Below are 25579 nucleotides of genomic sequence, written 5' to 3' on the forward strand. Positions count from 1 at the left end.
GCGCCCAAAAACGAGCGTCACGCTAGCCTGACGCTGGGCGCCAGCCCGCCGTCAGCTGCCCAGGCAGCCGGGACCGAGCAGCTCTTTCAGATCGCCCATCAACGCCGGCGATGGCGTGACCCGTAGTGACTGGTCGAGCTCCAGCGTGGTGATCCGATCCCCACTGATCAGCCGCAGATGCACCTGAGACGTACCCGGGTGCCGAGCCAGCACCTGTTTGAGTGCGGTGACCTTGTCGATGGTGCACTGCCGGGTGGGCAGGCTCACGGCCAGCGGCCGATCCGCCTGGGCATTGGAAAAGTCGGGCACCACGAGCTCGTTGGCGATCAAGCTGATGCGGTCGTCGCGAATCGCGACCTTGGCGTTGACCAGCACCACGGCGTCGTCGGCGATATCGGCGCCATAGTTGGAGTAGGTGTGCGGGAAGAACATCACCTCGATACCACCGGTGAGATCTTCCAATTGAGCTGATGCCCAAGGCATCCCGTTCTTGTTGACCCGCCGGTTCACGGCCGCCAGGATGCCACCCACCCGCACCTGGGCATCGTTGGAGACATCACCATCCAGGATTGCCGGGATCGCGGTATCAACCTGGGCGGCCAACAGATGTGCCACCCCGTTGAGTGGATGCCCCGACACGTACAGGCCCAGCATCTCGCGTTCCAGTGCGAGTTTGTGTTTGTCTTCCCACTCGTCCTCGGGAACCTTGATGGTGAACACCGCGTCGGCACCCGAGTCGCTGCCGCCGAAGAGATCGAACTGTCCCATCGCCTCGGCCTTCTTGGTACCCAGCACCGAGTCCACGGCGTCGGTGTGCACCAGGAAGAGGCCTTTGCGCGGGTGCCCGAGCGAGTCGAACGCCCCCGCCTTGATCAGCGACTCGGTGACTTTCTTGTTGCAGGCCGAGATGTCGATCTTGTTCAGGTAGTCGGAGAAGTCGGTGAATTTGCCTTTGCCGCTGCGGGTACCGATCAACGAACCGACGACGTTGGCCCCGACATTGCGCACCGCACCCAACCCGAAGCGGATGTCCTGCCCGACCGAGGCGAAGTTCACCAATGACTCGTTGACATCGGGCGGTAGCACGGTGATGCCGAGCTTGCGGCAATCGGCCAGGTAGACCGCGGCCTTGTCCTTGTCGTCACCGACCGAGGTCAGCAACCCTGCCATGTACTCGGCCGGGTAGTTGGCCTTCAGATAGGCGGTCCAATACGAGACCAGACCGTAGCCCGCGGCGTGCGACTTGTTGAAGGCGTATCCGGCGAACGGCAGGATGGTGTCCCACAGCGCCTTGACCGCTTTTTCGGAGAATCCGTTGGCGGTCATGCCTTCGTAAAAGCCCTTGTATTCCGCCTCGAGCACCTCGAGCTTCTTCTTGCCCATCGCCTTGCGCAGCGCGTCGGCCTTACCCATCGTGTAGGAGGCGACCTTTTGGGCGATGAACATGATCTGCTCTTGATAGACGATCAGACCGTAGGTCTCCGAGAGGATTTCGCGCAGCGGCTCCTCCAGCTCGGGGTGGATCGGCTTGACCGCCTGGCGATTGTTCTTCCGGTCGGCATAGTCGTTGTGGGCGTTCATGCCCATCGGGCCTGGCCGGTACAGCGCCAGGACAGCGACGATGTCATTGAACTCGGTGGGTTGCATGCGACGCAGCAGGTCGCGCATCGGCCCGCCGTCGAGCTGGAAAACGCCCAGCGTCTCACCGCGTCCCAACAGCTCGTAGGTGGGCTTGTCGTCGAGCGGCAGCGATTCCAGGTCGAGGTCGATTCCCCGGTTGGCCTTGATGTTCTCGATCGCGTCGCCGATGATCGTCAGGTTTCGCAGGCCCAAGAAGTCCATCTTCAACAGGCCGATCGCCTCACACGACGGGTAGTCCCAGCCGGTGATGATGGCCCCGTCTTGAGGCCGCTTCCACAGCGGAATGGCCTCCGTCAGGGGTTCGCTGCTCATGATCACCGCACACGCGTGCACGCCCGCATTACGGATCAGGCCTTCCAGCCCGCGCGCGGTCTGGTAGATGGTGCGGACGTCGGGGTCGGTCTCGATGAGGCCGCGAACCTCCGCGGCCTCCTTGAACCGCTCGTGGGCCGGGTCGGTGATGCCGGACAGCGGAATGTCCTTGGCCATGATCGGCGGCGGCAACGCTTTGGTGATTCGGTCGGCGATCGCGAACCCGGGCTGGCCATAGTGGATACGCGCGGAATCCTTCAGCGCCGCCTTGGTCTTAATGGTGCCGAAGGTGATGACCTGGGCGACTCGATCCTGGCCCCACTTGTCGGCGGCGTAGCGCACCATCTCGCCGCGACGGCGGTCGTCGAAGTCGATATCGATATCGGGCGCTGACGGGCGCTCCGGGTTGAGGAACCGCTCAAACAGCAGACCGTGCGGTATCGGGTCGATGTTGGTGATGCCCATCGCGTAGGCCACCAGCGAGCCGGCCGCCGAACCACGCCCCGGTCCCACTCGAATGTCGACCGACCGCGCATAGTTGATCAGGTCGGCCACGATCAGGAAGTACGACGGGAAACCCTTGTCGCAGATCACCTTGATCTCGTACTCAGCCCGGTCGATGTAGTCCTGGCCGAGACCGGACGGGAAACGTCGCCGCAGGCCCGCCATCACCTCGTGATGCAGCCACGACGCCGGATCGTGCCCCTCGGGCACCGGGAAGATCGGCATCCGGTCACGCGGGGTCCATATGTCGGCATAGGACTGCACTCGCTCCGCGATCAGCAGGGTGGAGTCGCAGGCGCCCGGGATGTCGTCGTCCCAGAGTTGGCGCATCTCGGCGGCGGACTTGAGGTAGTACCCGTCACCGTCGAACTTGAACCGGTTGGGGTCCGAGAGCGTCTTGCCGGTCTGAACACACAGCAGCGCCTCGTGGTTGTGCGCGGCGTCGCGAGTGACGTAATGGCAGTCGTTGGTGGCCAGCGGTGGAATGTCGAGCTTGCGGCCTATCTCGATCAGACCCTCACGGACGCGGCGTTCGATGGACAGTCCGTGATCCATCAACTCGAGGAAGTAGTTGTCGGCGCCGAAAATCTCCCGCCACTTGGCGGCCGATTCCAGCGCTTCGCGGTCATGGCCCAGCCGCAGCCGGGTCTGCACCTCACCGGAGGGGCAGCCGGTGGTGGCGATGATGCCCTCGGCGTGCTCGGCGACAAGTTCGGCATCCATGCGCGACCACTTACCGAGCTGACCCTCGAACGAGGCCAGTGACGACAGCTTGAACAGGTTGCGCAGGCCGGTCGCGTTCTCGGCCACCATCGTCAGGTGGGTGTAAGAGCCGCTACCGGATACGTCGTCGCCCTTCTGGCTGGGATCACCCCAGGTGATGCGACGGGTATCGAAACGAGAGCCGGGAGCTACATACGCCTCGACGCCGATGATCGGCTTCACCCCGGCCTTGGTTGCCGAGTTGTAGAACTCGCTGGCGCCGAACATGTTTCCGTGGTCGGTCATCCCGATCGCAAGCATGTCCAGCCGTTCCACCTCGGCCAGCATGGGGGTGATCTTCGCCGCACCATCCAGCATCGAGTACTCGGTGTGGTTGTGCAGGTGAACAAAGGACCGCGAAGAAGAACCGCTCATAGGCACGCCAGTCTAGGACCGACCACCGACAGCGTTCGGGCGTGTCGCCAACGTGTCGTGTGGCAGCTATCCATACAGCTCGACAAACTGCTTCAGCGACTGCTCGACATCCCCCTTGACGGCGCGCGCCGCAGCCGACCCGAGCGGACCGAACAACGCGCCCCCGCCCAGCTCGAGGCGCAACCCGAGGGTGGACCCGTCCGCGTTTGGCTCGACGGTGAGGCTTACGCCGTACTTGGCTCCGCCCTTGCCCGATCCTGACATCGTGACCTCGCGCGGCGGATCCCACTTCGTCACCGTCCACGTCACCCGGTTGCGCATGCCCTTGGCACGGGCCACACCCTCGATCTCGACGCCCTCACTGAGCTGCTCGGGTAGCTCGCTGCGCCACCCCTCGTGGATCACGAGCCATTCGCCCAACTCCGACAGATCCGAAACATGGCCCCAGGTGTCCTGCGGAGGGATCGGGACATCGGCGGTCATCTCAACGGAAGCCATCGCATGAGCCTAGCCGTGCGGCAAGGCACGGCCGCGCGAAGCACCACCCGCGCAAAGCACGCCGGCGCCCCGGGCATTGGCGTGCCGCAACCAACACCGCGGGGCCGTCGACACGGCGGTCAGTGGCTGGGACCGCCGCGCAGTTTGTTCCCGATCCGGATCGCGGGCAGCAGCACGCTGCGTGGTAGGTACCTGCCGCTGGTGCTGACGAACTTGGGCACCACGCCGGGCACGACGGTGCGCTTGCCGGTCAGCATCCCCTCGATCGCGGCTTCGGCGACGTCGTGCGGAGACACCTGCGCCAAGGGAATGCTGAACCGCTCGGCACTGGCGATCTCGGCCCACTCGGTGGGCACCGGTCCCGGGCACAGCGCGGTGACCGAAACTCCCGTACCGTGCAACTCCTCCTGAACGGCTTCGGAGAAGGTGAGCACGAAGGCCTTGGAGGCCGAGTACACCGCCATGAAGGGAATGGGCTGGAAGCCGGCAATGGATGCGATGTTGAGCACCGCACCGGCACCGCGCTCCACCATGCCGGGTAACGCCGCGCGGGTGAACTCCATGAGGGCCAGCGCGTTGAGCGTGACCTGCTCGCTTTCGCGTCCGGGTGGCAGCTCGCAGAAACGGCCGCTGGTGCCGAAGCCGGCGCTGTTACACAAACCGGCGATCGAATCGCTGCGGAGCCGGTCAGCGAGCTGAGTTCTGGCTTGCGCATCGGACAGATCGAGGGGCAACACCTCAACGGCGATCGAGAACTTGTCCCGTAGATCGTCGGCCAGTTCCTCGAGGCGCTCACGGCGCCGCGCGACCAGCATTAGCGGAAAGCCCCGGCCGGCAAGGCCGCGGGCCAACTCGACACCGATGCCGGATGAGGCGCCGGTTATTACGACAGTGGCCTGTTTGTTTGGTTTCGGAAGGCTCATAGTCTCACCAATGTATCCCTCGGGTCGCCTGGACGAATGTTTCGCTTCTCTTATCGAGTTCTGTTGTACTAGACTGCGATTCACTGCCCTTGACGGCAGAGGAGTCACTGAACATGCCGAACGCGCGGTTGCGCACCCGGTCCATGACGGCCAGGTTGACGGCGTCTGCCACGGCCGCGAATTGCCCGAACGGCGAGCTGGCCCGCCGCGGCCGATGCACGATCGCGTCGGTGATGACCCCGGCGGCCTGCTCGGGCGTCAGGGTCGGGAATTTGTCGTAGATCGTCGTCGGGCTGATCATCGGCGTCCGCACCAGCGCCATGTGCACGGTGGTGAAGCGAACCCCTTCATTGATGGTCTCGGCCTGCAGCGCGTCGCAGAGGCTGTCCAATGCCGCCTTGCTCGCGATGTAGGCGCCAAAGCGCGGTGCGCGGGTCTGCACACCGACCGAGGAGACGTTGATGATGTGCCCAAACCCGCGTTCCCGCATCCCGGGGATGAACTTGAGGATGAGCTGCACCGCACCGAGGTAGTTCAGCTGCATGGTCCGCTGATAGTCGTGAATCCGGTCGTAGGACAGCTCCAGCGAGCGTCGAATCGAGCGGCCCGCGTTGTTGATCAGGATGTCTACACCGCCCAGATCGGCCAGCACCTGATCGGCCATCGCCGCGATGGCGTCCATGTCGGACAGATCGCACGGGTAGACATGCGCCGCACCGCCACCGGCCCGAACGTCATCGGCCACCTTTTCCAGGTTTTCCCTGGTGCGCGCGACCAGCACCACCGTGCCGCCCGCTTCGGCGATCTTGTGCGCGGCCGCCTCGCCGATCCCCGATGACCCACCGGTGATGAGCACGACCTTGCCCTCTACCGCGTCGCCGAGTTTGCGGCCCTGGACGACGTCGAGCAAATTCCTTAAATAGAAGGGCCGATAGCGCCCCGCCGAGTTGGGCGTGTTGACGATGTTCGACATCGCCGCGAACGGCTTCTCGACCAGGTTGGTGAGGTCACCTAGCTTCATGTGAAGTTGCTCCTGAGGGCGGTGTGGATAGTGTGACGTGGGTCATAAAGCAAACCTAGGACATCCATCCTCGAATAGATACGACTTGCCGTGACGCGAGCGCCGCCACGGGCCGGCCGGCCGAGACCCAGCAAACGCCTGGATCCGCGGTCGATGAGCAATCTGCTTGTTACCCGAGGCAATGCGCGCGTGACGGCACTCTAATCGATGCGCAACTGCCCCATGCTGCCCTTGCAACATGGGACTACTGTCACGCTTTCGTAAACGTGCGCCGGTCAGCATCTACGACAAGATCGGCGGGTATGAGGCGATCGAAGCCGTCGTCGAAGACTTCTATGTACGTGTGCTCGCCGACGATCAACTCGGCGGCTTCTTCACCGGAACGAATATGAACCGCCTCAAAGGCAAACAGGCCGAGTTCTTTGCGGCAGCCCTCGGCGGACCCGAGCCCTACACCGGCGCACCGATGAAACAGGTCCACCAGGGCCGCGGAATCACCATGGCGCACTTCAGCTTGGTAGCCGGGCATCTGGGCGACTCACTGACCGCAGCAGGGGTCCCTTCTGAGACCGTCACCAACATTCTCAAGCTCGTGGCACCGTTGGCCACAGACATCGCCTCGGGCGAGACCACGACCGCGGGAGTCTGATCCCCCGCCGGAGCCCGCAGGAATTGCGCCCGGTCTGGCGTGTCGCGCTTTGCACGCCCTCCGCAATCCGGTAGTCAGCACATATGAGACTTATCGCCCTCATCGGGGCCGCCTTGGCGTTGAGCGCCTGCAGTTCAGCAACAACGCATTCGACTCCCGATTCGCCGGCCGGCACCACGAGCGGCTCGCAGCCGACATCGACGGCCGCACCGCTGCTCGACTGCACCAACCCCGAAGATGACACCCAGCGACTGGTCTGCAACGACCCCCAGTTGACCGAACTCGATCGCCGGCTCGACACCGCCTACCAGCAGGCGCTGGACCGTCCCGGCACCGACAAAGCGGCGCTGACGCTGGCCCAAGGTCACTGGGCGGAGACGCGTGACCAATGTGCGCAGAACCCTGACATGCGCACCTGTCTGCAGGAGTCCTACCAGACCCGGTTGGCGCAGTTGGCCATCGCGGACCCGGCCACCGCGGCTCCGCCCGTGATCAGCTACCGGTGCCCCGCGGAGGACGGCCCATTGACTGCACAGTTCTACAACGAACTCGATCCCAAGACGGCGGTGCTGACCTGGCGAGGCGACCAGTACATCCTGTTCGTGCAGCTATCGGGCAGTGGTGCCCGGTACGGCCGTCAAGGCGTCGAGTACTGGGAGCACCAGGGCGAAGTGCAGCTCGATTTCCACGGCACCAAATTTGTCTGCACCACGACCTGAGGCCCCTCACGCCCGGCGCTAGGCCGCGGGCGGGCCGGGCGCCCGATCCGGATCACCGCTCGTGGTCGACGGCACGGGTTGCTTGCGGCGAAAATGCCTAGCATGCGCCGTGCATTCAAAGTCCCGGCGGCAGAGGCCGGGCGGGCCCCCGTGCCCGACCGGGATTTCTCCCGCCCGCACGGACGCCCGTGCGCCGCCGTCGAATCGTGGCCACCGCATGCCGCGCTGGCATCCAGACGCCGGCATCCGCGCGGCACGCTCGTCGAGGCCCGCATGCCGCAACGGCGGCCCCGGTGACGGCCGCCCAACGCTCATTTGAGGAACTCGTGGCCGAAGCCATGGCGGCGCCGGTCGTGGGATGGGATTTCTCCTGGCTAGAAGGCCGAGCGACAGAAGAACGACCGTCGTGGGGGTACCAGCTGGCTGATGAGCCAGCGATTGGCCCGCGCGTCGGCCGCCCTGGACATCCATACCGGTGGCGGCGAGGTGCTGTCCGGCGCGCCGAAGTTTCCACCGACCATGGCCGCGACCGAATCGTGGCCGCCGAATGCGGCGCTAGCCACCCAGCGGTTGCGCCCGCGCGGCGTGGTGGTGGTCGCAACGCGCGATGAGCCGCCGCTGCCGTTCGCCGATGAAGCGTTCGACCTGGTGATCAGTCGCCATCCCATCACCGTGTGGTGGAGTGAGATTGCCCGGGTGTTGCGTCCCGGCGGCACCTACCTCGCGCAGCACCCCGGGCCGGCGACGGTAGCCGAACTCGTGGGACACGTCATCGGACCGCCGCCCCAGCTGTGGGAGCGGCTAGAGCCCGCGGCTCAGCGTGCCCAGGCCCAGGCGGCCGGGTTACAGATCGTGGAGCTGCGCATGGAGCGGCTCAGGGCTGAATTCTTCGACATCGGCGCGGTGGTGTACTTCCTGCGCAAGCTGATTTGGACGGTGCCGGATTTCACGGCAGAGCCGTACTTTCAGCGACTGGTCGAGTTGCATGAACGCATCCAGGTCGACGGACGCTTCGTCACCCACCCGACGCGGGTGTTGGTGGAAGCGCGAAAGCCGACCGAGTGAGCATCGCTCACCCCTCGTCGCGGAGCACATCCAGGGCGTGCTGCAGATCTGGCGGATACGGACTGACAATCTCCACGCGCCGGCCATCGGCGGGATGCGCGAAGGCCAGCGATCTCGCATGCAGCCATTGACGTTGCAGACCCAACCGTTTGGCCAGTTTCGGGTCGGCCCCATAAACGAGGTCACCACAGCACGGATGATGCAATGCCGCGAAATGCACCCGGATCTGATGAGTGCGCCCGGTTTCCAAATGCACGTCAAGCAGGCTGGCCGCCACGAAGGCCTCGACGGTGCCGTAGTGGGTGAGGCTATGCCGGCCGTTCTTGGTGACCGCAAACTTCCACTCGCCGCCGGGATGCCGACCGATCGGTGCGTCGATGGTTCCGATGGATGGATCTGGATGTCCTTGCACCAGAGCGTGATAGCGCTTGTCGACGGTGCGTTGTTTGAAGGCCCGCTTGAGAACCGTGTAGGCGCGTTCGGACAGCGCGACCACCATCACCCCGGACGTCCCGACGTCGAGGCGATGGACAATGCCCTGCCGCTCATGTACGCCGGACGTGCTGATCCGGTAGCCGGCCGCCGCCAGGCCACCGAGCACCGTGGGCCCCGTCCAGCCCACCGACGCATGTGCTGCCACCGCGGCCGGCTTGTCGACGGCGACAATGTCGTCGTCGGAGTACAGGATCGTCATGCCCTCGATCTCGACGGGGGTGTTCTCCGGCGGCGGCGGCGCCTCCGGCAGCTGGACGTGCAGCCAGGCCCCCGCGGTCAGCCGATCGGATTTGCCCGCCGGCACACCGTCGAGTTCGACACCACCGTTCTCGGCGATGACGGCCACCGCGCTGCGGGACAGACCCAGCAGACGGGCCAGCCCCGCATCAACACGCATTCCTGCCAATCCCTCCGGAACCGGCATCGAGCGATCGCCCGTCAACGCTCATCGGCCTTTCGCCGGCCCACGGTGTCGAAGTCGAAGCCGAAGATCGACAGGATTACCAGCAGGATGGCGCCACCGACCACCGACGGATCAGCGACGTTGAACACCGGCCACCAACCGACCGAAAAGAAATCGACGACGTGCCCGCGCAGCGGCCCGGGTGCCCGGAAGAAGCGGTCGACCAGGTTGCCCATTGCGCCGCCCAGGATCATCCCGAGCCCCACGGCCCACCAGGGCGACACCAGCCGCCGGCCCATCCAGAAGATTCCGACCACCACGCCCGTCGCGATCAAGGTCAAAACCCAGGTGTAGCCGGTCGCCATCGAGAAAGCGGCACCCGAATTGCGCACCAATGTCCAGGCCACCGTGTCACCGATGATCGATACCGGTTGGCCGGGAGGCAGCAGCTTGACGGCCAGCACCTTCGTCACAACGTCCAGCGCCAGCACCACCGCCGCGACCGACAGCAATAGCCGCAGCCGCCGTGGCGGCGGCTCCGGCGCGGAAACCTTGGGTTCCTCAGTCACCCCGGTCTCTCCCGCTGTCGTCAGTGGATCGGCTGATCCGGTTGGTTCGTCAGACACTCCCCCATCATCCCTCAGCTTTGTACCGGTACCCACATGCGGATGCCGATGACATGGGTGCGAGATGATCCCACCATGGCCCGCCTCACCGTTATCGCCACCGGAGGAACGATCTCGACCAGCACGGGCACCGACGGAGTGCGCCGACCGTCTCGTAACGGTGCGCAGCTCACCGCTGCCGTGAGCGGGGATCTGGATGTCGAAATTGTCGACTTGATGGCGCTGGACAGCTCGCAGCTGGTGCCGGCGGACTGGGATCGCATCCGCGCCGCCCTGCACGCCATCACCGGGCGCGGCGCCGACCGCCCCAATGGGCCCGATGGGGTGGTTATCACCCACGGCACAGACACGCTTGAAGAGACCGCGCTGTGGTTGGACCTCACCTATTCCGGCAGCACCCCGGTGGTGTTGACCGGGGCCATGCGCAGCTCCGATGCCGCCGATGCCGATGGTCCAGCCAACCTGCGTGACGCGCTTATCGTGGCCGGCGATCCCGCGGTACGCGACTGTGGGGTATTGGTGTGTTTTGCAGGTCGGGTGCTCGAGCCGCTAGGACTTCGCAAGGCGGCAACCGATGACCTGAGCGGATTCGCCGGCGAACTTCTGGGCACCGTCACCGACGAGGTGACGCTGCGGCGCGCGAAATCGCGGCCATATCTCGGCGACGTTCTGGCCGCCGATGCACCCCGGGTCGATATCGTCGCGGTCTACCCCGGAAGCGACGCTGTAGCACTGGACGCATGTGTGGCCGCCGGCGCGCGCGCCATCGTGCTGGAGGCCCTGGGGTCGGGCAATGCCGGCGCGGCCGTGATCGACGGGGTGCGGCGGCATTGCGGCAACGGGGTGGTGATAGCGGTCTCCACCCGTGTTGCCGGCGCTCGGGTCGGCGCCGGCTACGGCCCTGGCCATGATCTGGTGGCCGCGGGCGCGGTGATGGTGCCACGGCTGCCGCCGTCGCAGGCGCGGGTGCTGCTGATGGCCGCGCTGACAGCCGAGCTACCCATCGTCGAGGTCATCGACCGCTGGGGTTGAGGTGTCAGCGGCATTCTCGACCCGCAACTGGCCGACAAAATCCGGCCAATCCAGGCTGTCCACCGGGTTGGCGGCGGTGATGTCGCTGGTCTCGATGGGAAAGGTCCGCGCTGGCCCGGGGCCTGAACCACGAGTCTCGAACCTCACGGTGACCACTCCGTGACCCGCTCCTTGTACCCAGCCGTGACCAAGCTCCCGGTGGGTGACGTCGTCGCCGATTCGCCACACGGCACCGGCTGGGGTGCTCGACAACGCACCATGCGAGGGGTAAAAGTCCTGATGGGCTTCTTCTGACGTCTCCGCCGCCAGGTCCAGATCCGGGAACAGCGATTCCTGGCGTACCTCGCTCAGCCCCGAGAAACCCACGCCCAGCAGGCGAATGGGCCCGATCTGGACCGGATCCAGCAGCAGCCGGCGGGCCAGCGCCAACAGTGCTCCCACATCGGTTGTCGCATAGGGCAAGGTCGCCGAGCGAGTCAACGTGCCCATGTCAGCCTTCTTCAGCTTCACCGTGACGGTGCGAGACCCGCGACCGTCGCGCAGCAACCGCTGATGAGCGTGCTCGGCAATCGGATCAAGCGCGTCGCGGAGCTGATCGAGGGTGGTCAGATCGATGGCAAAGGTCGACTCCGCGCTGATCTGCTTGGCTTCCGCGCGCTCGGCAACCGGCCGGTCGTCGATGCCGCGCGCCAGCCGGTGCAGCGCGGGCCCGACGGTCGCGCCAAGGATGTTGGCCACTTCAGCGTCGGCCAGCGCCGCCAACTGTCCGACCGTCTCGATCCCGAGGCGATGCAGCTTCTCCTCGGCAACTGGACCGATGCCCCACAACCGGCGCACCGGCAAGCCGCCCAGCAGCAGCTGTTCTTCCTTACGGGCGACGACCCGGATGCCGTCGGGCTTGGCCAGTCCAGAGGCGATCTTGGCAATTTGCTTACCCGAGCCGGCACCCACCGAGGCGATCAGGCCGGTTTCGTCGCGCACCCGTCGCCGCAGGTCTTCGCAGAACTGTTCCACCTCCGCCGTAGCGGCCCCACCGAGTTGTGGTGGTTCCCCGAAGGCCTCGTCGAACGACAGCTGCTCGACGACGGGAACCAGGCCTCGCACGGTGTCGAACACCCGGCGACTGGCCACCCCGTACACGGCGCCGCGCGGCGGCAACACCACTGCGGTCGCACCGATCAACCGCCGAGCCTGGTGCATCGGCATGGCCGAACGGGCCCCGAAAACGCGCGCCTCATAGCTGGCGCCGGCGACCACACCGCGCCCACCCATACCACCCACCAGCACCGGCCGGCCCATCAAGGTTGGTCGGGTGAGCTGCTCAACCGAGGCGAAGAACGCGTCCATGTCCAGGTGCAGCACCCAACGGGACTCCACAACCGGCAATACTATTCGGGACTAGTCGGGGCCCGCCGGAGGCGATCTCGACTAACGTCGGTCAGTATGGCAATGAACCTTGTGCATAGGTTGTGCTGCAACTCTGACCGCTGGGCAAATGAGGTCAAGGGCCAGGTATTGCCCTGGGTTCTCGCCGATGTGGACCTCGGTGACAACGCCCTCGAGATCGGGCCGGGCTACGGAGCCTTTCTTCGGGTGCTGGTGGACAAGACGCCAAAGCTCACAGCGGTCGAAATCGACCCAGCCATGGCGCGGCGTCTACAAGAGCGCTATGGGGAGCAGGCACGCATCATCAACGGCGACGGCACCGACACCGGGCTGCCCGCCGAAGAGTTCAGCTCGGTGGTGTCTTTCACCATGCTGCATCACGTCCCTACCACTGAACTGCAGGATGAACTGTTCGCCGAGGCCTATCGTGTGCTGCGCCCCGGTGGTGTCTTCGCCGGGAGCGACGGGATTCCTTCATTACTGTTCAGCATCTTGCACTTTCGCGACACCTGCAATCCGATTCCACCGACGGACCTCCCGGATCGCCTGCGCGCAGCGGGATTTCACGATGTCGAAGTTGAGGTTCAGGCCGGCAGGCAACGCTGGCGTGCACAGAAACCCAAAGCCTGACTTATATCGAAAAGATATGTCAAATAAGGGTATTGAGAAACGGTAAGGAACCACGGTGTGTCCGTCCGATAGCGAGTCAACTACCTTCGGCCGGTCCGGTGATGACTTCGTGGCAGGAATCTGTCAGCAGGTCCAGGCCTGGAGCACTCAGCCCGCTCTGACGGAATTGGTCGAAATGTTCGGCGGCTCCCCACCCGCCGGCGACCTCCCGACTCGACTTGCGCTGCTCGACGAATTCAGCAAGGTGTGGGACTACCGGGGCGGGCCCGGGCCTCCGCCACCGGCCGGTTACACAGTCAGGACGCGGCCGGCGCGGTCAGATGGCTGATCCCGCGCCTGGACCTGCCCGCCACCCAACTGGAACAGATCACGGCGTTGGCCAGCGAACTGGGTCTGGTCACAGCCACCACGCCCGAGGGCGCGGACTTCGATCACCTCTTGGTGATCGGCGGTGGACGCTATACCAACCAGCTGCGGGTGGGCTACGCACGAGAGATGGCTACCGGCCGGCGCATCGGCCAGGTGGTGCTGGCGGCAGCATCACGCCAGCTACTGGAATCCGAACTGGATGCGGTAGCCGTCTGCGCGCCGGGGGCACGCACGGAGTTCGAGCTCCTGGTGGCAGCAGCAAAGGACGTACTGGGGCTGGACACCGGTGAGGTGACCGCGCACATACGACAACGGGTGGATAACCCGCAACGCGACCGGGCGGTGTGGAGTTTTCCACCGGAGGGCAACGGCCTCGGCGTGCCGGTCATGTTGTTGGAAACCCCGTCGCCCAACCCGGACAACCGTCGAGCCAACTCCGCCGATACCTACACCTTCGCCGCCCAGACGGCGCGCATGCACCAGTCGACCTGCCTGCTGGTGACCGGCCAGCCGGTGGTGCCCTACCTGCACTTCGAGGGGCTCCGCACGCTGGCTCTACCGTTGCGGATTCACCTGGAGTCAGCGGGGTTCGGCATCGACCGCTACAACCGGCTCAGCAACCTGGACCAACAGCATCCGGCCAAACTGCTGCAGGAGGTCCGCTCGACGATCCGGTCCGCCCGCGCCCTGATGGATCGGGTAGCGATCACAGGGCGCGGCCCAACCAGCGCCGGCTGACGTCTTAGGCCTGCTCGCGCCCGGACACCCCTGCTCCGCCAGATTTCGCGATTGCCACCCGCACCCCGTCTCCGATCTCGACGCCATCGTCGGGTTCACCGAATTCGAAAGTGGTGGCCAGGATTTCGCCGGCAATCAGATCGCGGTGAGTGCGCGCCCACTCGGCGCGCTCCCCCGGTACCGAGATCAGCACCTGGATGCGGTCGGAAACGTCGAGCCCGGTGGACTTGCGCAGCTCCTGCAATTCCCGGATGCGGTCCTTGGCCCAGCCCTCGGCCTCGAGTTCGGGTGTGACGGTTCCGTCCAGCACCACTAGGCCCGCACCGCCCGGCAAGGCCGCCGTGAATTCCGGGTCGGCGGCCACCAGCCGGGAGCTGTACTCCTCGGGCTGCAACACCGCCGGACCCGCCGTCAGGGTGCCGTCGGAGTTGACAACCCCTTCGCCGGCTTTGACCGCCTTGATGGCAGCTTGCACGTCCTTGCCCAGCCGGGGACCGGCAACCCGAGCGTTGACGGTCAGTTCGAACCGGCCGTAGGTGCCGATCGCATCTGTCAACTCGATCTGCTTGACGTTGAGTTCGTCGGCGATCAGGTCGGTGAACGGCTTTAGCGCTTGTGGATTCTCGACTGCCACGGTCAATTTCAGCAGCGGCAAACGTACCCGCAGCTTCTTGGCCTTGCGCAGCGAAGACGCGGCCGAGCACACTTCACGGACCTGGTCCATCGCGGCCACCAGTTCTGCGTCCGCGGGGACCTCGCCAGCCTGCGGCCAGTCCGTCAAATGCACTGAGCGCTCGCCGGTTAGCCCACGCCAGATCACCTCGGTGACCAGCGGCAGCAGTGGTGCCGCCAACCTCGCGGTGATCTCCAGCACGGTGTGCAGTGTGTCGATGGCATCGACATCTTCCTGCCAGAACCGCGAACGCGACCTTCGGACATACCAATTCGTCAAAGCCTCGGTGAACTGGCGCAGCTGTTCACAAGCCCCCGAAATATCGCAGACCTCCATGGCCTGGGTGAGGTCATCGCGCAGCACCGCGAGCTTGGCCAGGATGTAGCGATCCAGCACATGATCCGAATCGGTGCGCCAGGTACCGACTTTCGGTGCGTACAGAGCCAAGAAGCTATAGGCATTCCAGAATGGCAGCAGCACTTGCCGTACGCCCTCGCGGATGCCCTGTTCGGTGACGATCAGATTGCCGCCGCGCAGAATCGGCGATGCCATCAGGAACCACCGCATGGCGTCGGAACCATCCCGGTGGAACACTTCGGCGACGTCCGGGTAGTTGCGCAACGACTTGCTCATCTTTTGGCCGTCAGAACCCAGCACAATGCCATGCGCTACACAGGTTTTGAACGCCGGTCGATCAAACAACGCGGTGGCCAGCACGTGCAGGGTGTAGAACCAGCCGCGCGTCTGTCCGATGTACTCGACGATGAAATCGCCCGGGTAGTGGGCGCCGGCGTCGCCGGCCGCCCCGCCCAAGAACCAGTCCCCATTCTCGAACGGGTAGTGCACCTGTGCGTACGGCATCGATCCCGAGTCGAACCACACGTCGAGCACGTCAGGAATGCGTCGCATCGTGCTCTGCCCGGTGGGATCGTCGGGATTGGGACGGGTGAGTTCGTCGATGTAGGGCCGGTGCAAGTTGGTGGGCCGGACGCCGAAGTCGCGCTCCAACTCATCCAAGCTGCCGTATACATCGATCCTTGGATACGCGGGATCATCGGACTTCCAGACCGGGATCGGAGTGCCCCAATACCGGTTTCGTGAAATGGACCAGTCCCGGGCACCCTGCAACCACTTACCGAACTGACCGTCTTTGACGTGCTCGGGGTACCAGGTGATCTGCTGGTTGAGTTCAACCATCCGCTCCCGGAATTTAGTCACTGTGACGAACCACGAGGACACGGCGCGATAGATCAGCGGGTTGCGACACCGCCAGCAATGCGGATACGGGTGCTCGTAGGTCTCATGGCGGATCAGCACCGCACCGTTGGCCGCCGCCGGACCGCTCTGATTCTTCAGGTCACGGATGATCTGGGCGTTGGCATCAAAAACGTGTTGCCCTTGGTAGTCGGGCACTGAGGAGTCGAAGCGGCCCTTGGCATCCACAGGTGTCACCGGCTCGATGCCGACCGGGCTGGTAACCGCCATGTCGTCCTCACCATAGGCGGGTGCCATGTGCACGATGCCCGTACCGTCTTCGGTGGTCACGAATTCGCCCGCCAACACCGCAAACGCGTTTGGCGAATCCACGAAATACGCAAACGGCGGCAGATAGCGTATGCCCAAGAGGTCGGCGCCACGATAGCTGCCAATCACCTCCGGCTCTTCGCCGAGTTCGCGCGTGTAGGCCGCTAGACGCGCCTCGGCCAGCACAAGGCGGCGATCCCCCACGCGTACCTGCACATACGTCACATCCGGGTGCACGGCCACGGCGAGGTTCGACGGCAGAGTCCACGGCGTGGTCGTCCACACCAGCAGGTAGGCCCCGGCCAGCTCCCCCTGCGGTTCGCCGTCAACCACCTTGAATCCAACCGTAAGCGCCGGATCCTGGCGGCTTTGGTAGACGTCGTCATCCATCCGGAGCTCGTGATTGGACAACGGGGTTTCGTCACGCCAGCAGTAGGGCAACACCCGGTAGCCCTCGTAGGCCAGCCCCTTGTCCCAAAGTTGCCGGAACGCCCAGATCACCGACTCCATGTAGCCGAGATCGAGCGTTTTGTAGTCGTTGTCGAAGTCGACCCACCGAGCCTGGCGAGTAACGTACTGCTGCCATTCGTCGGTATAGCGCAAAACCGACGCGCGGCAGGCATCGTTGAACGCGGCAATCCCCATCGCGTCGATCTGGGATTTGTCGGTAATTCCCAGCTGACGCTCGACCTCGAGTTCGGCCGGCAGCCCGTGGGTGTCCCAGCCGAAACGGCGCTCCACTTTGAATCCACGCATGGTTCGGTACCTCGGAACGATGTCCTTGACGTAACCGGTGAGCAGGTGACCGTAATGGGGCAGGCCGTTAGCAAATGGGGGCCCGTCGTAGAAGACATACTCGGGCGCGCCGTCGCGGCGCTCGATACTGGCCCGGAAAGTTTCGTCACGTACCCAGTAATCAAGCACCTGGGTTTCCAGTTCCGGAAAGTCCGGAGAGCCGCCACGGTGGTCGGCGCCCAGGTTGCTGCGCGGATAAGTGCTGTCAGCCATCGGTCTCCTGTGCCAGAAATCACACGGCACGGGGACGACGGCGCGCTCAGTGCGCGAGCGCCGCGGTACCACCCCGCTTGCCGCACCTGAGTGCGGCCGCTCAATTTGGGCTGTAACGGACCCAACCGTTCGGTTCTACTGGGCTTTTAGGCTGTTCTTCCGAAAGCTAACCGGTGATAGCCGGATCAACGCTGTTGCGGCAATACTACCTGATCGCAGGCGCGCCGATGCTGGGCCCGACGCATAAATCCCCGCACTTGGCACCCAGTTCAATCCCAATGCAGCGAAAACCGAAATCTAACGCCCGCCTATCAACTAGGCTCTGCTCTACCAGCGTTTAACAAGTAAATACCCAGATGAAGGGTCCACACAGCGTCGGCGTAGTTATACCGACGGCAGAGTGGTCGTGCCTTTGCAAAGGCGCAGCCAACTAAGAGGGGGCATGTGAACACCACATTACCTGGCACGTCGAGTGCCGTCACCACCCCAGTCGGTTGGCCGGTATTGGGGGCCGGCCAAACCGACACGTCGCGGGTGATGTTGCAGCGTGGCAACACCGACTCGAGCCCAAGCGACCAAAGCCGCTATCTGAAGCCCGGCTCAACGGGGCCCCTGCAAACATCACAACCGTTTCAGGTTTTGTGGACCACCTGCAGCTCTCCGGTGCACCGCAACCTGCTGGGCGACTTGGAGGAGAAATGGTCAGAGTAGGGAAGGTCGAAGCTGGGACAATCAGCGACTGGCATCCTGAGCCGGGCACGTTGGTGTCGTGGCAGCCATCGCGTGGCTCGCTCGCCAAGGCCGCCAAAGCGCCGATAAGCCCGATGCCGCCCAGCTACATGCAGGCCCATCACCTTCGCAACTTCCGGTCCTACCGCGAGCGCGGACTGGAAATGTCGCGGTTGCTCATTTCCTCCTGGGACATCCCCGGAATTTGCGACATCCGCACCATGACGCACGTCGTCAACGCACACATGCGCCGTCACGACACCTTCCGCAGCTGGTTCGAGCACACCGAGGGCGATCACTTCGTGCGCCGGACCCTCGAGCGGCCCAACGACATTCAGTTCGTCGCCGTCGAACACGGTGAGCTGACCACCCAGAGTCAATGGCGCGAGCATCTGTTGGCCACCCCGAGTCCGCTGGAGTGGGGGTGCGTGCGCTTCTCGATCATTCAGCGTGCGGACCACTTCACCTTCTGCGTGGCCATTGACCACCTTCACTGTGACGCGATGTTCGTCGGCGTGGTGTTTGCCGAGATTCACCTGATGTACCTGGCCCTCGTCAGCGGCGGAGCTCCGCTGCGGTTGGCCGAACCGGGCAGCTACGACAACTACTGCAACCGGCAGCGTGAGCACATCTCCGGTCTCACCCTGGATTCCCCGGTCATGAACAAGTGGACCGAATTCTTCGACAACAACGACGGCTCCCTTCCCAAATTCCCACTGCCGCTTGGCGATACCTCCGCGCAGTGCGAAATGATGGGCGTCCGTCTAATGGACGAGCGCCAGACCCTGGCTTTCGAAGCCGCCTGCATGTCGGCGGGGGCCCGGTTCTGCGGGGGCGTGTTCGCAATCTCGGCCGTGGTCCAGCACGAATTGACCGGAGCCGACGAGTACTACGCGATTGTCCCAATCGACATCCGCCGCACCGAAGAAGACTTCATGACGACCGGATGGTTCACCGGCTTCGTGCCGATCACCGTTCCGACCGTGGGATCGTCGTTCGGCGAGATCGTCAAGGCAGCCCAGGGATCCTTCGACTCCGGTCGCGACCTGGCGGAGGTGCCCTTGGACTGCGTGATGGAGCTGGTGCCGTGGCTGCGTGAGGGGCAGTGGGGAGCACCCTTGCTGTTCTACTTGGACGCCGGCATTCCGCCGCTGTCCGCTATGGCGAACTCCCATGTGGAAGGTTTGCGCGCCCGCCTCTGCCACGATGGCGGCATGATGGGTCAGATTGACATCCGGGTGAACCGGCTCGAGAAAGAGACCCAGCTGACGGTGTTGTTCCCGAACAACCCGGTGGCCCGTGAGTCGGTTACCCGCTACGTCGAGGCGCTGAAGTCCGCGTTTGTTCGGGTGGCCGAAGGACGCGACGTGATACCGGCGCCCTCGCGCACCGGCAGTCAGCTGCACCTCGCCTACAGCCGGCGTACCTACGAACCCCCTGCGACGGTGTCCCCTTTGACGTCATGGCGTACCGGCTAGGCGGAAAACAAGGGGTGCTCAACGAGTCTCGGACCCGCAGCTCGTCGGCCATGACGGATAACAGGATCGCCTTTCTCGACCAGGCGGCTTTCCTGAGGCTGCGGGCTACCGGTTTCGAAACGGTCGGTCAGACTTTGTGGATTTATGACCGCGAAGCGGACATGGACGGGTTGCGGCGGTTCAACGAGAACCTTGGCTATGGGCTACTGGGGCGCCGGATCGAGCGCTCTCCGTTGCCTTTCGGTCGTCCTCGATGGGTCGCCTACCACGAAGCGCCTGACATCGACGTCGCCGCGACGCCCCGGCCGCGAAGCGAAATTACGGCGTGGTTGGACGAACGCGCACAGATTCCAGTTGACCCCGAGTATGGGCCCTGCTGGCATTTGGGGGTCCTTCCGCTGCAGGACGGCGGCACGGCGGTCAGCGTGGTCATCACCCACTCGGTGGTGGACGGTGTCGCCGGTGGCCTCGCCGTCTTCGAGGCCATCAACGGCATCACCCGGGACTTCGGATATCCGCCGCCGGGATCGCGCGGCCGGATGGAAGGCCTGCTCGTCGATCTATGGGATGCCCTTCGTGGATTGCCAGAGGTCTTCCGGGCCCTGCTCGCGTTGATCCTCATCGTGCTCAGACGCGATACCGGAGCAGCAGGCCAAACCGGCAAGCCGCCGACCGTGTCGGACGGCGCCGATGAACCGATCGTGACTCCATCGGTGACGGCGTTCTGCGATCTGGAGACCTGGGATTCCTGTGCTCTCGATCTGAGCGGGTCCAGTGGTTCGCTGTTCGTGTCCTTTGCTACCCGACTTGCCCAACTCATGGGCCGGGTGCGGGCGACAGATGGCGCCGTCACGATAATCATGCCGGTCAGCGAACGCACCAACGATGACACTCGGGCGAATGCTGTCACGGCGATCACCTTCGATCTCGACCCCGATCGCGCGCGAACCGATTTGCAGTTCATCCGCAACGAGACGAAACAAAGCCTGTCCGCGCTGAAAGACACCCCTAACGAGCTGCTCAAGCCTCTTCCACTGGTGCCCTACACACCGAAATGGTTGGCCCGGAAAATGGAAGTGCTGGCCATGGGAACGTCGGATCTGCCGGTGGGTTGTTCCAATCTTGGCGAGCTCAGTCAGGCTCTGACCCGGGTCGACGGAACCGGGGCCCGGTATTCCTCCGCGCGCATGTTCAACCGGGGAGCCACCAGACAACGCTTTGAACGGGAAAGCGGCGAGCTATATCTGTTTTCCGGGCGGCTCGAAAACTCGGTATTCATCAGCGTATCGGCTTACCAACCCGGCGCCGAGAACTCGAACCAGTACCTCAGAGGACTGGTGGAGCAAACACTTGCCGACTATTCGCTCAAGGCGGAGTTACTCGGATGACTGGGGCCGGGTAGCTGGGTCGATTGGGGTTTTAAGGACGGAAGAAGTGGTTGGGGGCCGCTGATGAAATTTGCACTGGCGATAAACGGCACGCGAGGCGATGTCGAACCGTGCGCTGCACTCGGGCGGGAACTATCGCGCCGAGGCCACGAAGTACGCGTCGCAGTACCCCCCAACCTGACCGGCGTGGCCGCGGCAGCGGGCTTGGAGGCGGTGCCCTACGGCCCCGACACCGACGAGCTGCTCAACGACGAGGACAACCTCCAGGAATTCTGGAAGCCGCAAACTTCGATCAAGTTGGTGCGCGAGGGCATATCGGATCTGCGCCAGGCCTGGTCCGACATGGCGGGAACCCTGAAAACGCTGGCAGACGGCGCCGACCTGGTCCTGACCGGCATGATCCACCAGGGCATCGCCTTGAACGCCGCGGAGTATTACGGGATTCCGCTAGCAACGATGCACTTCCTCCCGTCGCGGGTGAACAGCCGGGTCATTCCGATCTTGTCGCCGCGCTTGAACCGCTCGGTCATCTCAGCGCTGTGGTGGGTGCATTGGCGCGTGACCAAAAATCCCGAGGAAGCGCAACGACGCGAGCTTGGTATGGCCAAGGCGTCCTCATCCTCGACTTCGCGAATTCTGAAAGGCCGCTCACTCGAGATCCAAGCCTATGACGAGCTTTGCTTTCCCGGGCTGGCCGCCGAGTGGGCGGAATGGGGCGATCGCCGACCGTTTGTCGGTGCCCTGACCCTGGAAATGCCGACAGAATCCGACAACGAGGTGCTGTCGTGGATCGCTTCCGGAACGCCGCCGATCTACTTCGGCTTCGGCAGCATGCCGGTGGAATCGCCCGCCGCAACAATCGCCATGATCAGCGCGGCGTGTGCGGAGTTGGGCGAACGTGCATTGATTTGCACCGGTTCGAATGATCTGGGCGGCTTGCAGGCCCCCGAAAACGTGAAGTTGGTCTCCGGGGTATCGCACGCCGCGGTATTTCCGGCGTGTCGCGCAGTCGTGCACCACGGCGGGGCCGGAACAACCGCAGCGGGTATGCGGGCTGGCATCCCGACCCTGATCCTTTGGATCTGGATAGAACAACCGATCTGGTTGGCGCAGATCAAACGGCTAAAAATTGGCTCTGGACGTCGTTTGGCGTCGACCACAAAAGAGACATTGGTCAGCGATCTCCGCTGCATTTTGGGTCCCGATTACGTCGCCCGCGCCCGCACGATTGCAAATGAGATGAGCAAACCTGGCGAAAGCGCCACGCGGGCAGCAGATCTTCTGGAAAATGAGGTGTCGGTTAGCTGAGTCGGCGAGGGGAAGGAGGGGAAGATGTGGACCACGGTACTGATCCTGGCGGTGATGACGGCGACCGAGCCGGTGCGTCTCGGGGTTGCCATCTTCCTGGTCTCCAAGCCGCGTCCGATGGTGAACCTGCTCGCATTCTGGTTCGGCGGTATGGCGACCGGGATCGGCGTCGCGCTGGCCGTTCTACTGCTGCTGGGTGACCTCGCCAACGCCATTGTCGACAACGTCTCGTCGCTGGCGGCAACGTCGGTTGTCGGGCACCTACAAGTCGGCTTGGGCGTCGTCGCGCTGCTGGTCGCTGCCCTGGTCGCGACGGGGTTCTCGGTGCGCTCACCGGCGCTGGTCGCTTCCGGCGCCGGAGACTCGTCGACGCTGATGGTCGCGGAGACCCCGACCCGCTTCTCCCGGTTGATGGCGAGCGCTCAGGGCGCTCTCGAAGGTGGGTTTCCCTGGGCCGCCTTCGTGGTTGGCCTCAGCTCGGCCGGCCCACCGCCGGTCGAATACCTGGTGGCGCTCACGGCCATCGGGGCCTCAGGGGCCGCAATGGGCACGCAGCTCAGCGCGACCTTCGTCTATCTGCTGGTAATGCTTGCGATCATCGAGATCCCGCTGATCAGCTACCTGGTGCACCCCGGCCGCACCGAGGCAACCATGCTGTGGCTGCGCAACTGGTTGCGAGCCCACCGGCGCCAGATCATCGCCGTTGCTGTCGGCTTGGCAGGTATTGCCCTGGTCACAAACGGTATGGGCACCATCTGAGCACGGCCCGCACGGCGTGGTTCCATTCAGGATGCTTTCGGACCCGATGGTCGACTAACAGTCCAAGACTGTGCCGCCGGCGTCCGGGCGGCCAATACTCCCCGGTAGGAAAGCGATCTATCGGATGACTTTGTAGCCACGGCGCTTTTGTAGCCGCCGCGGCAATATTTCGAACGAGGCCCACTGGAAATAGAGCCGCCAGTACCCGACGGTGTCGAACCGGCGGGTCGAGGTATAGACCGTGTCCGTTGGCACATAGAAGAACTTGCCGAGCTTGCGGGCCTGCTTGATCAGCAGCAGGTCCTCCCCCATGATGAGATGCTCGTCGAATCTGAGCTCCGGAAACAGCGAACGCTTGGCTATCTGGATGGCATATGAGCCACCCAACCGGTGCAGTAGGTCATAACAGGCGAACCAGGCGCGCGCGTGCCGGCCGCCACCGAGCGGCAGAACCTTCGTGGTACCCACGGAGAGCGTCTTGCGTGATGCCCGCAACTGCGCATCGAGATCGAGGAGGAAATTGGGCTTCAGGATCGTGTCCGCATCCAAGAAGACCACCCAGTCGCTGTGCGGTGACAGCCGGTCGATACCGAAGTTCTTTGCTGCCGATACTCCGGCCGTGTCGCTGGTGAAAACGCGGACGTTGCGGCCCTCGAACTGTCTTGCGACATCGAGGGTGCGGTCCGAGGAGCCGTTCTCCACCACGATTACTTCAAAGGACTCGGTGGGATATGAAAGGCTACTGGCGTGTTCGAGGGTGGAAGCGATGTATTCCTCTTCATTGTGTGCGGGAATGACGATAGAGAAACGCAGCTCCCGAGAGCCGGCCATATCGGTATTCCCCCCGGTTGAGGCCTCACCCAACACGAAGCGATCCTAGCAGGATCTGGTTGCTGGAACCCCGATAACGACCGGCGCGACGGGGCTATGCTCGGGGGCGCTTCGCTTTACAGGACGGAATAGCAGCCACGCACATCGCCAGAGAATCGAAAAGTGTTACTGAGTATTACCGCCCGACGCAGACGGAGATATTGCGGTTCGTTCCAACAACCGCACAACGGATCCTTGACCTCCACTGCGGGCAGGGCACGCTCGGGGCAACGCTCAAGGAGCGTACTGGCGCAGAGGTCTGGGGCATCGAGTCCGACTCACAAGCGGCCCAACAGGCCAGCGCGGCTATCGACCGGGTACTCGTCGGCACCGTAGCCGAGCGGATCGCGGAGCTGCCGGACAACCACTTTGACGTGATCGTCTGTAACGACGTCTTGGAGCGCCTGGTCGACCCGACTGCGACGCTGAAACAGCTTCGGTGCAAGCTCACGTCCGAGGGCGTCGTCGTCGCGGCGGTCCCTAACATCCGTTTCCTACCGGCTCTGAGCAAGGTGCTGTTTCGAAAGGATTTCCCGCAGGAGGATTTTGGCACCTTCGACCGCACCTACATTCGCTTCTTTACCCGCAGGAGCCTGGTGCGGTTGTTCAAGACGTCAGGCTTCGGGGTACGCCGGATCGCGGGAATCAACGCCTGGAACGGGGCCATTGGCGTAGCGCTGGCCGTACTGACCCTCGGATACTTCGCCGATGGCCGATACCTGCAATACGCCTGCATCGCGTCACCATCAGCTTCAAAGCCCACCTCCTGAGAGTTATCCCGAGAGGTTGTCGTCAGATTGAGGAAGCGGCCGAAGTCACTGCTCGAGCTGGTGGGTCGTGTACGCGATCGGGCTTCCCGGCGCCGCTTGCGGCAGCGTCCCGGGGGGAAATAGCTTGCGCCACTTACGGCCATGAACACGCCGCATTGCCCGCTCCATGGCGGAGTTGGCGCCGATCAAGTACCGAAACTTCCCGAAATGATTGTTGGCCGTTCCGCGGCCGAAATGGTTGATGTACGCCATCTCGGTTGTGTACAAACCGAACTCAGCATCGCGAGCACGCAGGGCTAGATCAAGGTCCACGCCCCACCCGTAGCGGCCGAAGGTGCGCAGGTCCATGCCTCCGACCGACCGCCAGCATTCTCGAGACAACGCAAGTGCGGTTCCCTCGACCGCACTTACCGCCCGATATCGCGGTCGGGGAATGTAGTTCGCGGCCTCGGGTTTCTGGTCATCTTCCGCGCACGGGAACCCGTGATCGATCATCGGCCCAACGATTCCGGTATCGGCGGGCAGGCGCGGATCGAGCAGGCCGGCGACGAATCCCTTTGAGATCCGGGTGTCGTTGTTGAGTGTCATCGCGTAGGAGTGCCCTTCCGAGAACGCAATTCGGAATCCGAGATCACTCCCCCCGCCCAGCCCAGGTTTTCACGCGGCGTGACAACGCGTTCATTGCCGATCTTGGGGTAGTCGCCCCGGTTGTCGACGATCAGATACTCCGCGCTCTCGCGCTCCAAGTCACCGACCAATGCATGCGTGTACTCATGCTGCCCGAACACCGGGACAATAATCAGTACGGACATGAGTTGACCGTACACTGACCGGGTCGGCGCCCAAGTCCATTCCGGAACCAGCGCCGCAGTCGACGCCAAGGGCGGGGCCGCCGCCCAACGCCGACTGCATCAACCCGGCGCG

At 64.0% G+C, this 25579-nt stretch carries 19 protein-coding genes and 3 pseudogenes; 12 read left to right on the forward strand and 10 right to left on the reverse strand.

Features of this window, described 5'->3' with window-relative positions; translation table 11 throughout:
- Positions 1-51: 51 nt before the first annotated feature.
- The 4 genes from dnaE to MMSP_RS17610 form a co-directional block, all read right to left on the reverse strand.
- A complete protein-coding gene (gene dnaE / locus MMSP_RS17595; protein ID WP_020787720.1) occupies positions 52-3594 on the reverse strand; it encodes a DNA polymerase III subunit alpha in 3543 nt (1180 codons plus the stop codon).
- Positions 3595-3660: 66 nt separating this feature from the next.
- A complete protein-coding gene (locus tag MMSP_RS17600) occupies positions 3661-4092 on the reverse strand; it encodes an SRPBCC family protein (RefSeq protein ID WP_020787721.1) in 432 nt (143 codons plus the stop codon).
- Positions 4093-4211: 119 nt separating this feature from the next.
- Positions 4212-5015, reverse strand: coding sequence for an SDR family oxidoreductase (locus tag MMSP_RS17605; RefSeq protein ID WP_020787722.1), 804 nt, complete (start codon positions 5013-5015; stop codon positions 4212-4214).
- Positions 5016-5019: 4 nt separating this feature from the next.
- Complete coding sequence (locus tag MMSP_RS17610; protein ID WP_020787723.1) at positions 5020-6036, reverse strand: SDR family NAD(P)-dependent oxidoreductase; 1017 nt, start codon at positions 6034-6036, stop codon at positions 5020-5022.
- Positions 6037-6274: 238 nt separating this feature from the next.
- Between MMSP_RS17610 and MMSP_RS17615 the strand changes: the two genes are divergently transcribed.
- The 3 genes and pseudogenes from MMSP_RS17615 (at position 6275) to MMSP_RS17625 (ending at position 8469) form a co-directional block, all read left to right on the forward strand.
- A complete protein-coding gene (locus tag MMSP_RS17615) occupies positions 6275-6685 on the forward strand; it encodes a group 1 truncated hemoglobin (RefSeq protein WP_011739673.1) in 411 nt (136 codons plus the stop codon).
- A gap of 83 nt (positions 6686-6768) precedes the next feature.
- Positions 6769-7404 (forward strand): lysozyme inhibitor LprI family protein, encoded by a 636-nt coding sequence (locus MMSP_RS17620; RefSeq protein WP_015356027.1) that lies wholly within the window; start codon positions 6769-6771, stop codon positions 7402-7404.
- Between the two features lie 338 nt (positions 7405-7742).
- A pseudogene (locus MMSP_RS17625) lies at positions 7743-8469 on the forward strand (class I SAM-dependent methyltransferase).
- Between the two features lie 7 nt (positions 8470-8476).
- Here the strand turns inward: MMSP_RS17625 and MMSP_RS17630 are convergent.
- On the reverse strand, positions 8477-9388 hold the full coding sequence (locus MMSP_RS17630) for an RluA family pseudouridine synthase (protein ID WP_020787725.1): 912 nt from the start codon (positions 9386-9388) through the stop codon (positions 8477-8479).
- A 14-nt stretch (positions 9389-9402) separates the two neighbouring features.
- The gene (gene lspA / locus MMSP_RS17635) at positions 9403-9993 is read right to left on the reverse strand and encodes a signal peptidase II (RefSeq protein ID WP_020787726.1); all 591 of its coding nucleotides are present in this window, start codon (positions 9991-9993) and stop codon (positions 9403-9405) included.
- A 75-nt stretch (positions 9994-10068) separates the two neighbouring features.
- Here lspA and MMSP_RS17640 point away from each other — a divergent pair, with 75 nt between their 5' ends.
- The gene (locus MMSP_RS17640) at positions 10069-11025 is read left to right on the forward strand and encodes an asparaginase (protein WP_036427383.1); all 957 of its coding nucleotides are present in this window, start codon (positions 10069-10071) and stop codon (positions 11023-11025) included.
- Here the strand turns inward: MMSP_RS17640 and MMSP_RS17645 are convergent.
- Positions 10990-12387, reverse strand: a complete 1398-nt coding sequence (locus tag MMSP_RS17645) for a DNA polymerase IV (protein ID WP_020787728.1) — start codon at positions 12385-12387, stop codon at positions 10990-10992. The two genes, MMSP_RS17640 and MMSP_RS17645, sit on opposite strands and share 36 nt — an antisense overlap.
- An 81-nt stretch (positions 12388-12468) precedes the next feature.
- Between MMSP_RS17645 and MMSP_RS17650 the strand changes: the two genes are divergently transcribed.
- Together MMSP_RS17650 and MMSP_RS17655 are read left to right on the forward strand one after the other, a co-directional pair.
- Positions 12469-13041, forward strand: a complete 573-nt coding sequence (locus tag MMSP_RS17650) for a class I SAM-dependent methyltransferase (RefSeq protein WP_036426666.1) — start codon at positions 12469-12471, stop codon at positions 13039-13041.
- A gap of 55 nt (positions 13042-13096) precedes the next feature.
- A pseudogene (locus tag MMSP_RS17655) lies at positions 13097-14148 on the forward strand (hypothetical protein).
- A gap of 4 nt (positions 14149-14152) precedes the next feature.
- Here the strand turns inward: MMSP_RS17655 and ileS are convergent.
- Positions 14153-17353: an isoleucine--tRNA ligase gene (ileS, locus tag MMSP_RS17660; RefSeq protein ID WP_020787732.1), complete on the reverse strand. Its 3201-nt coding sequence runs from the start codon at positions 17351-17353 to the stop codon at positions 14153-14155.
- A gap of 444 nt (positions 17354-17797) precedes the next feature.
- Between ileS and MMSP_RS17665 the strand changes: the two genes are divergently transcribed.
- The 5 genes from MMSP_RS17665 to MMSP_RS17685 all read left to right on the forward strand — a co-directional run bounded on the left by MMSP_RS17665 (position 17798) and on the right by MMSP_RS17685 (position 23015).
- Positions 17798-18064, forward strand: a complete 267-nt coding sequence (locus MMSP_RS17665; protein WP_015356035.1) for a hypothetical protein — start codon at positions 17798-17800, stop codon at positions 18062-18064.
- A complete protein-coding gene (locus tag MMSP_RS17670) occupies positions 18052-19560 on the forward strand; it encodes a condensation domain-containing protein (RefSeq protein WP_036426667.1) in 1509 nt (502 codons plus the stop codon). The genes MMSP_RS17665 and MMSP_RS17670 overlap by 13 nt, the downstream gene beginning before the upstream one ends.
- A 14-nt stretch (positions 19561-19574) precedes the next feature.
- Positions 19575-20948, forward strand: a complete 1374-nt coding sequence (locus tag MMSP_RS17675; RefSeq protein WP_012394103.1) for a hypothetical protein — start codon at positions 19575-19577, stop codon at positions 20946-20948.
- 63 nt (positions 20949-21011) lie between these two features.
- Entirely contained in the window at positions 21012-22256 is a 1245-nt protein-coding gene (locus MMSP_RS17680; RefSeq protein ID WP_020787734.1) for a glycosyltransferase, read from the forward strand.
- Positions 22257-22280: 24 nt separating this feature from the next.
- Positions 22281-23015, forward strand: a complete 735-nt coding sequence (locus MMSP_RS17685; RefSeq protein WP_012394101.1) for a GAP family protein — start codon at positions 22281-22283, stop codon at positions 23013-23015.
- Positions 23016-23132: 117 nt separating this feature from the next.
- Here the strand turns inward: MMSP_RS17685 and MMSP_RS17690 are convergent, their stop codons facing one another.
- On the reverse strand, positions 23133-23882 hold the full coding sequence (locus MMSP_RS17690) for a glycosyltransferase family 2 protein (RefSeq protein ID WP_012394100.1): 750 nt from the start codon (positions 23880-23882) through the stop codon (positions 23133-23135).
- 164 nt (positions 23883-24046) lie between these two features.
- On the opposite strand from MMSP_RS17690, the gene MMSP_RS17695 reads away from it, so the two are divergent.
- Positions 24047-24655 (forward strand): class I SAM-dependent methyltransferase, encoded by a 609-nt coding sequence (locus MMSP_RS17695; protein ID WP_020787735.1) that lies wholly within the window; start codon positions 24047-24049, stop codon positions 24653-24655.
- Between the two features lie 45 nt (positions 24656-24700).
- Here the strand turns inward: MMSP_RS17695 and MMSP_RS17700 are convergent.
- Positions 24701-25482 (reverse strand): annotated as a pseudogene (locus MMSP_RS17700) (glycosyltransferase family 2 protein).
- Positions 25483-25579: the final 97 nt, after the last annotated feature.

Source organism: Mycobacterium sp. 012931 (assembly GCF_000419295.1).
In the GTDB taxonomy this organism is placed as follows: Bacteria; Actinomycetota; Actinomycetes; order Mycobacteriales; family Mycobacteriaceae; genus Mycobacterium; species Mycobacterium marinum.

Excerpts from the sequence above, each read along its gene's own strand:
- MMSP_RS17650 (WP_036426666.1), top strand. The coding sequence starts at position 12,469 with ATGGCAATGAACCTTGTGCATAGGTTGTGCTGCAACTCTGACCGCTGG.
- MMSP_RS17640 (WP_036427383.1), top strand. The coding sequence starts at position 10,069 with ATGGCCCGCCTCACCGTTATCGCCACCGGAGGAACGATCTCGACCAGC.
- dnaE (WP_020787720.1), bottom strand. The coding sequence starts at position 3,594 with ATGAGCGGTTCTTCTTCGCGGTCCTTTGTTCACCTGCACAACCACACC.
- MMSP_RS17630 (WP_020787725.1), bottom strand. The coding sequence starts at position 9,388 with ATGCCGGTTCCGGAGGGATTGGCAGGAATGCGTGTTGATGCGGGGCTG.
- MMSP_RS17620 (WP_015356027.1), top strand. The coding sequence starts at position 6,769 with ATGAGACTTATCGCCCTCATCGGGGCCGCCTTGGCGTTGAGCGCCTGC.
- MMSP_RS17670 (WP_036426667.1), top strand. The coding sequence starts at position 18,052 with ATGGTCAGAGTAGGGAAGGTCGAAGCTGGGACAATCAGCGACTGGCAT.
- MMSP_RS17610 (WP_020787723.1), bottom strand. The coding sequence starts at position 6,036 with ATGAAGCTAGGTGACCTCACCAACCTGGTCGAGAAGCCGTTCGCGGCG.
- MMSP_RS17615 (WP_011739673.1), top strand. The coding sequence starts at position 6,275 with ATGGGACTACTGTCACGCTTTCGTAAACGTGCGCCGGTCAGCATCTAC.
- ileS (WP_020787732.1), bottom strand. The coding sequence starts at position 17,353 with ATGGCTGACAGCACTTATCCGCGCAGCAACCTGGGCGCCGACCACCGT.
- MMSP_RS17600 (WP_020787721.1), bottom strand. The coding sequence starts at position 4,092 with ATGGCTTCCGTTGAGATGACCGCCGATGTCCCGATCCCTCCGCAGGAC.
- MMSP_RS17680 (WP_020787734.1), top strand. The coding sequence starts at position 21,012 with ATGAAATTTGCACTGGCGATAAACGGCACGCGAGGCGATGTCGAACCG.
- MMSP_RS17685 (WP_012394101.1), top strand. The coding sequence starts at position 22,281 with ATGTGGACCACGGTACTGATCCTGGCGGTGATGACGGCGACCGAGCCG.
- MMSP_RS17605 (WP_020787722.1), bottom strand. The coding sequence starts at position 5,015 with ATGAGCCTTCCGAAACCAAACAAACAGGCCACTGTCGTAATAACCGGC.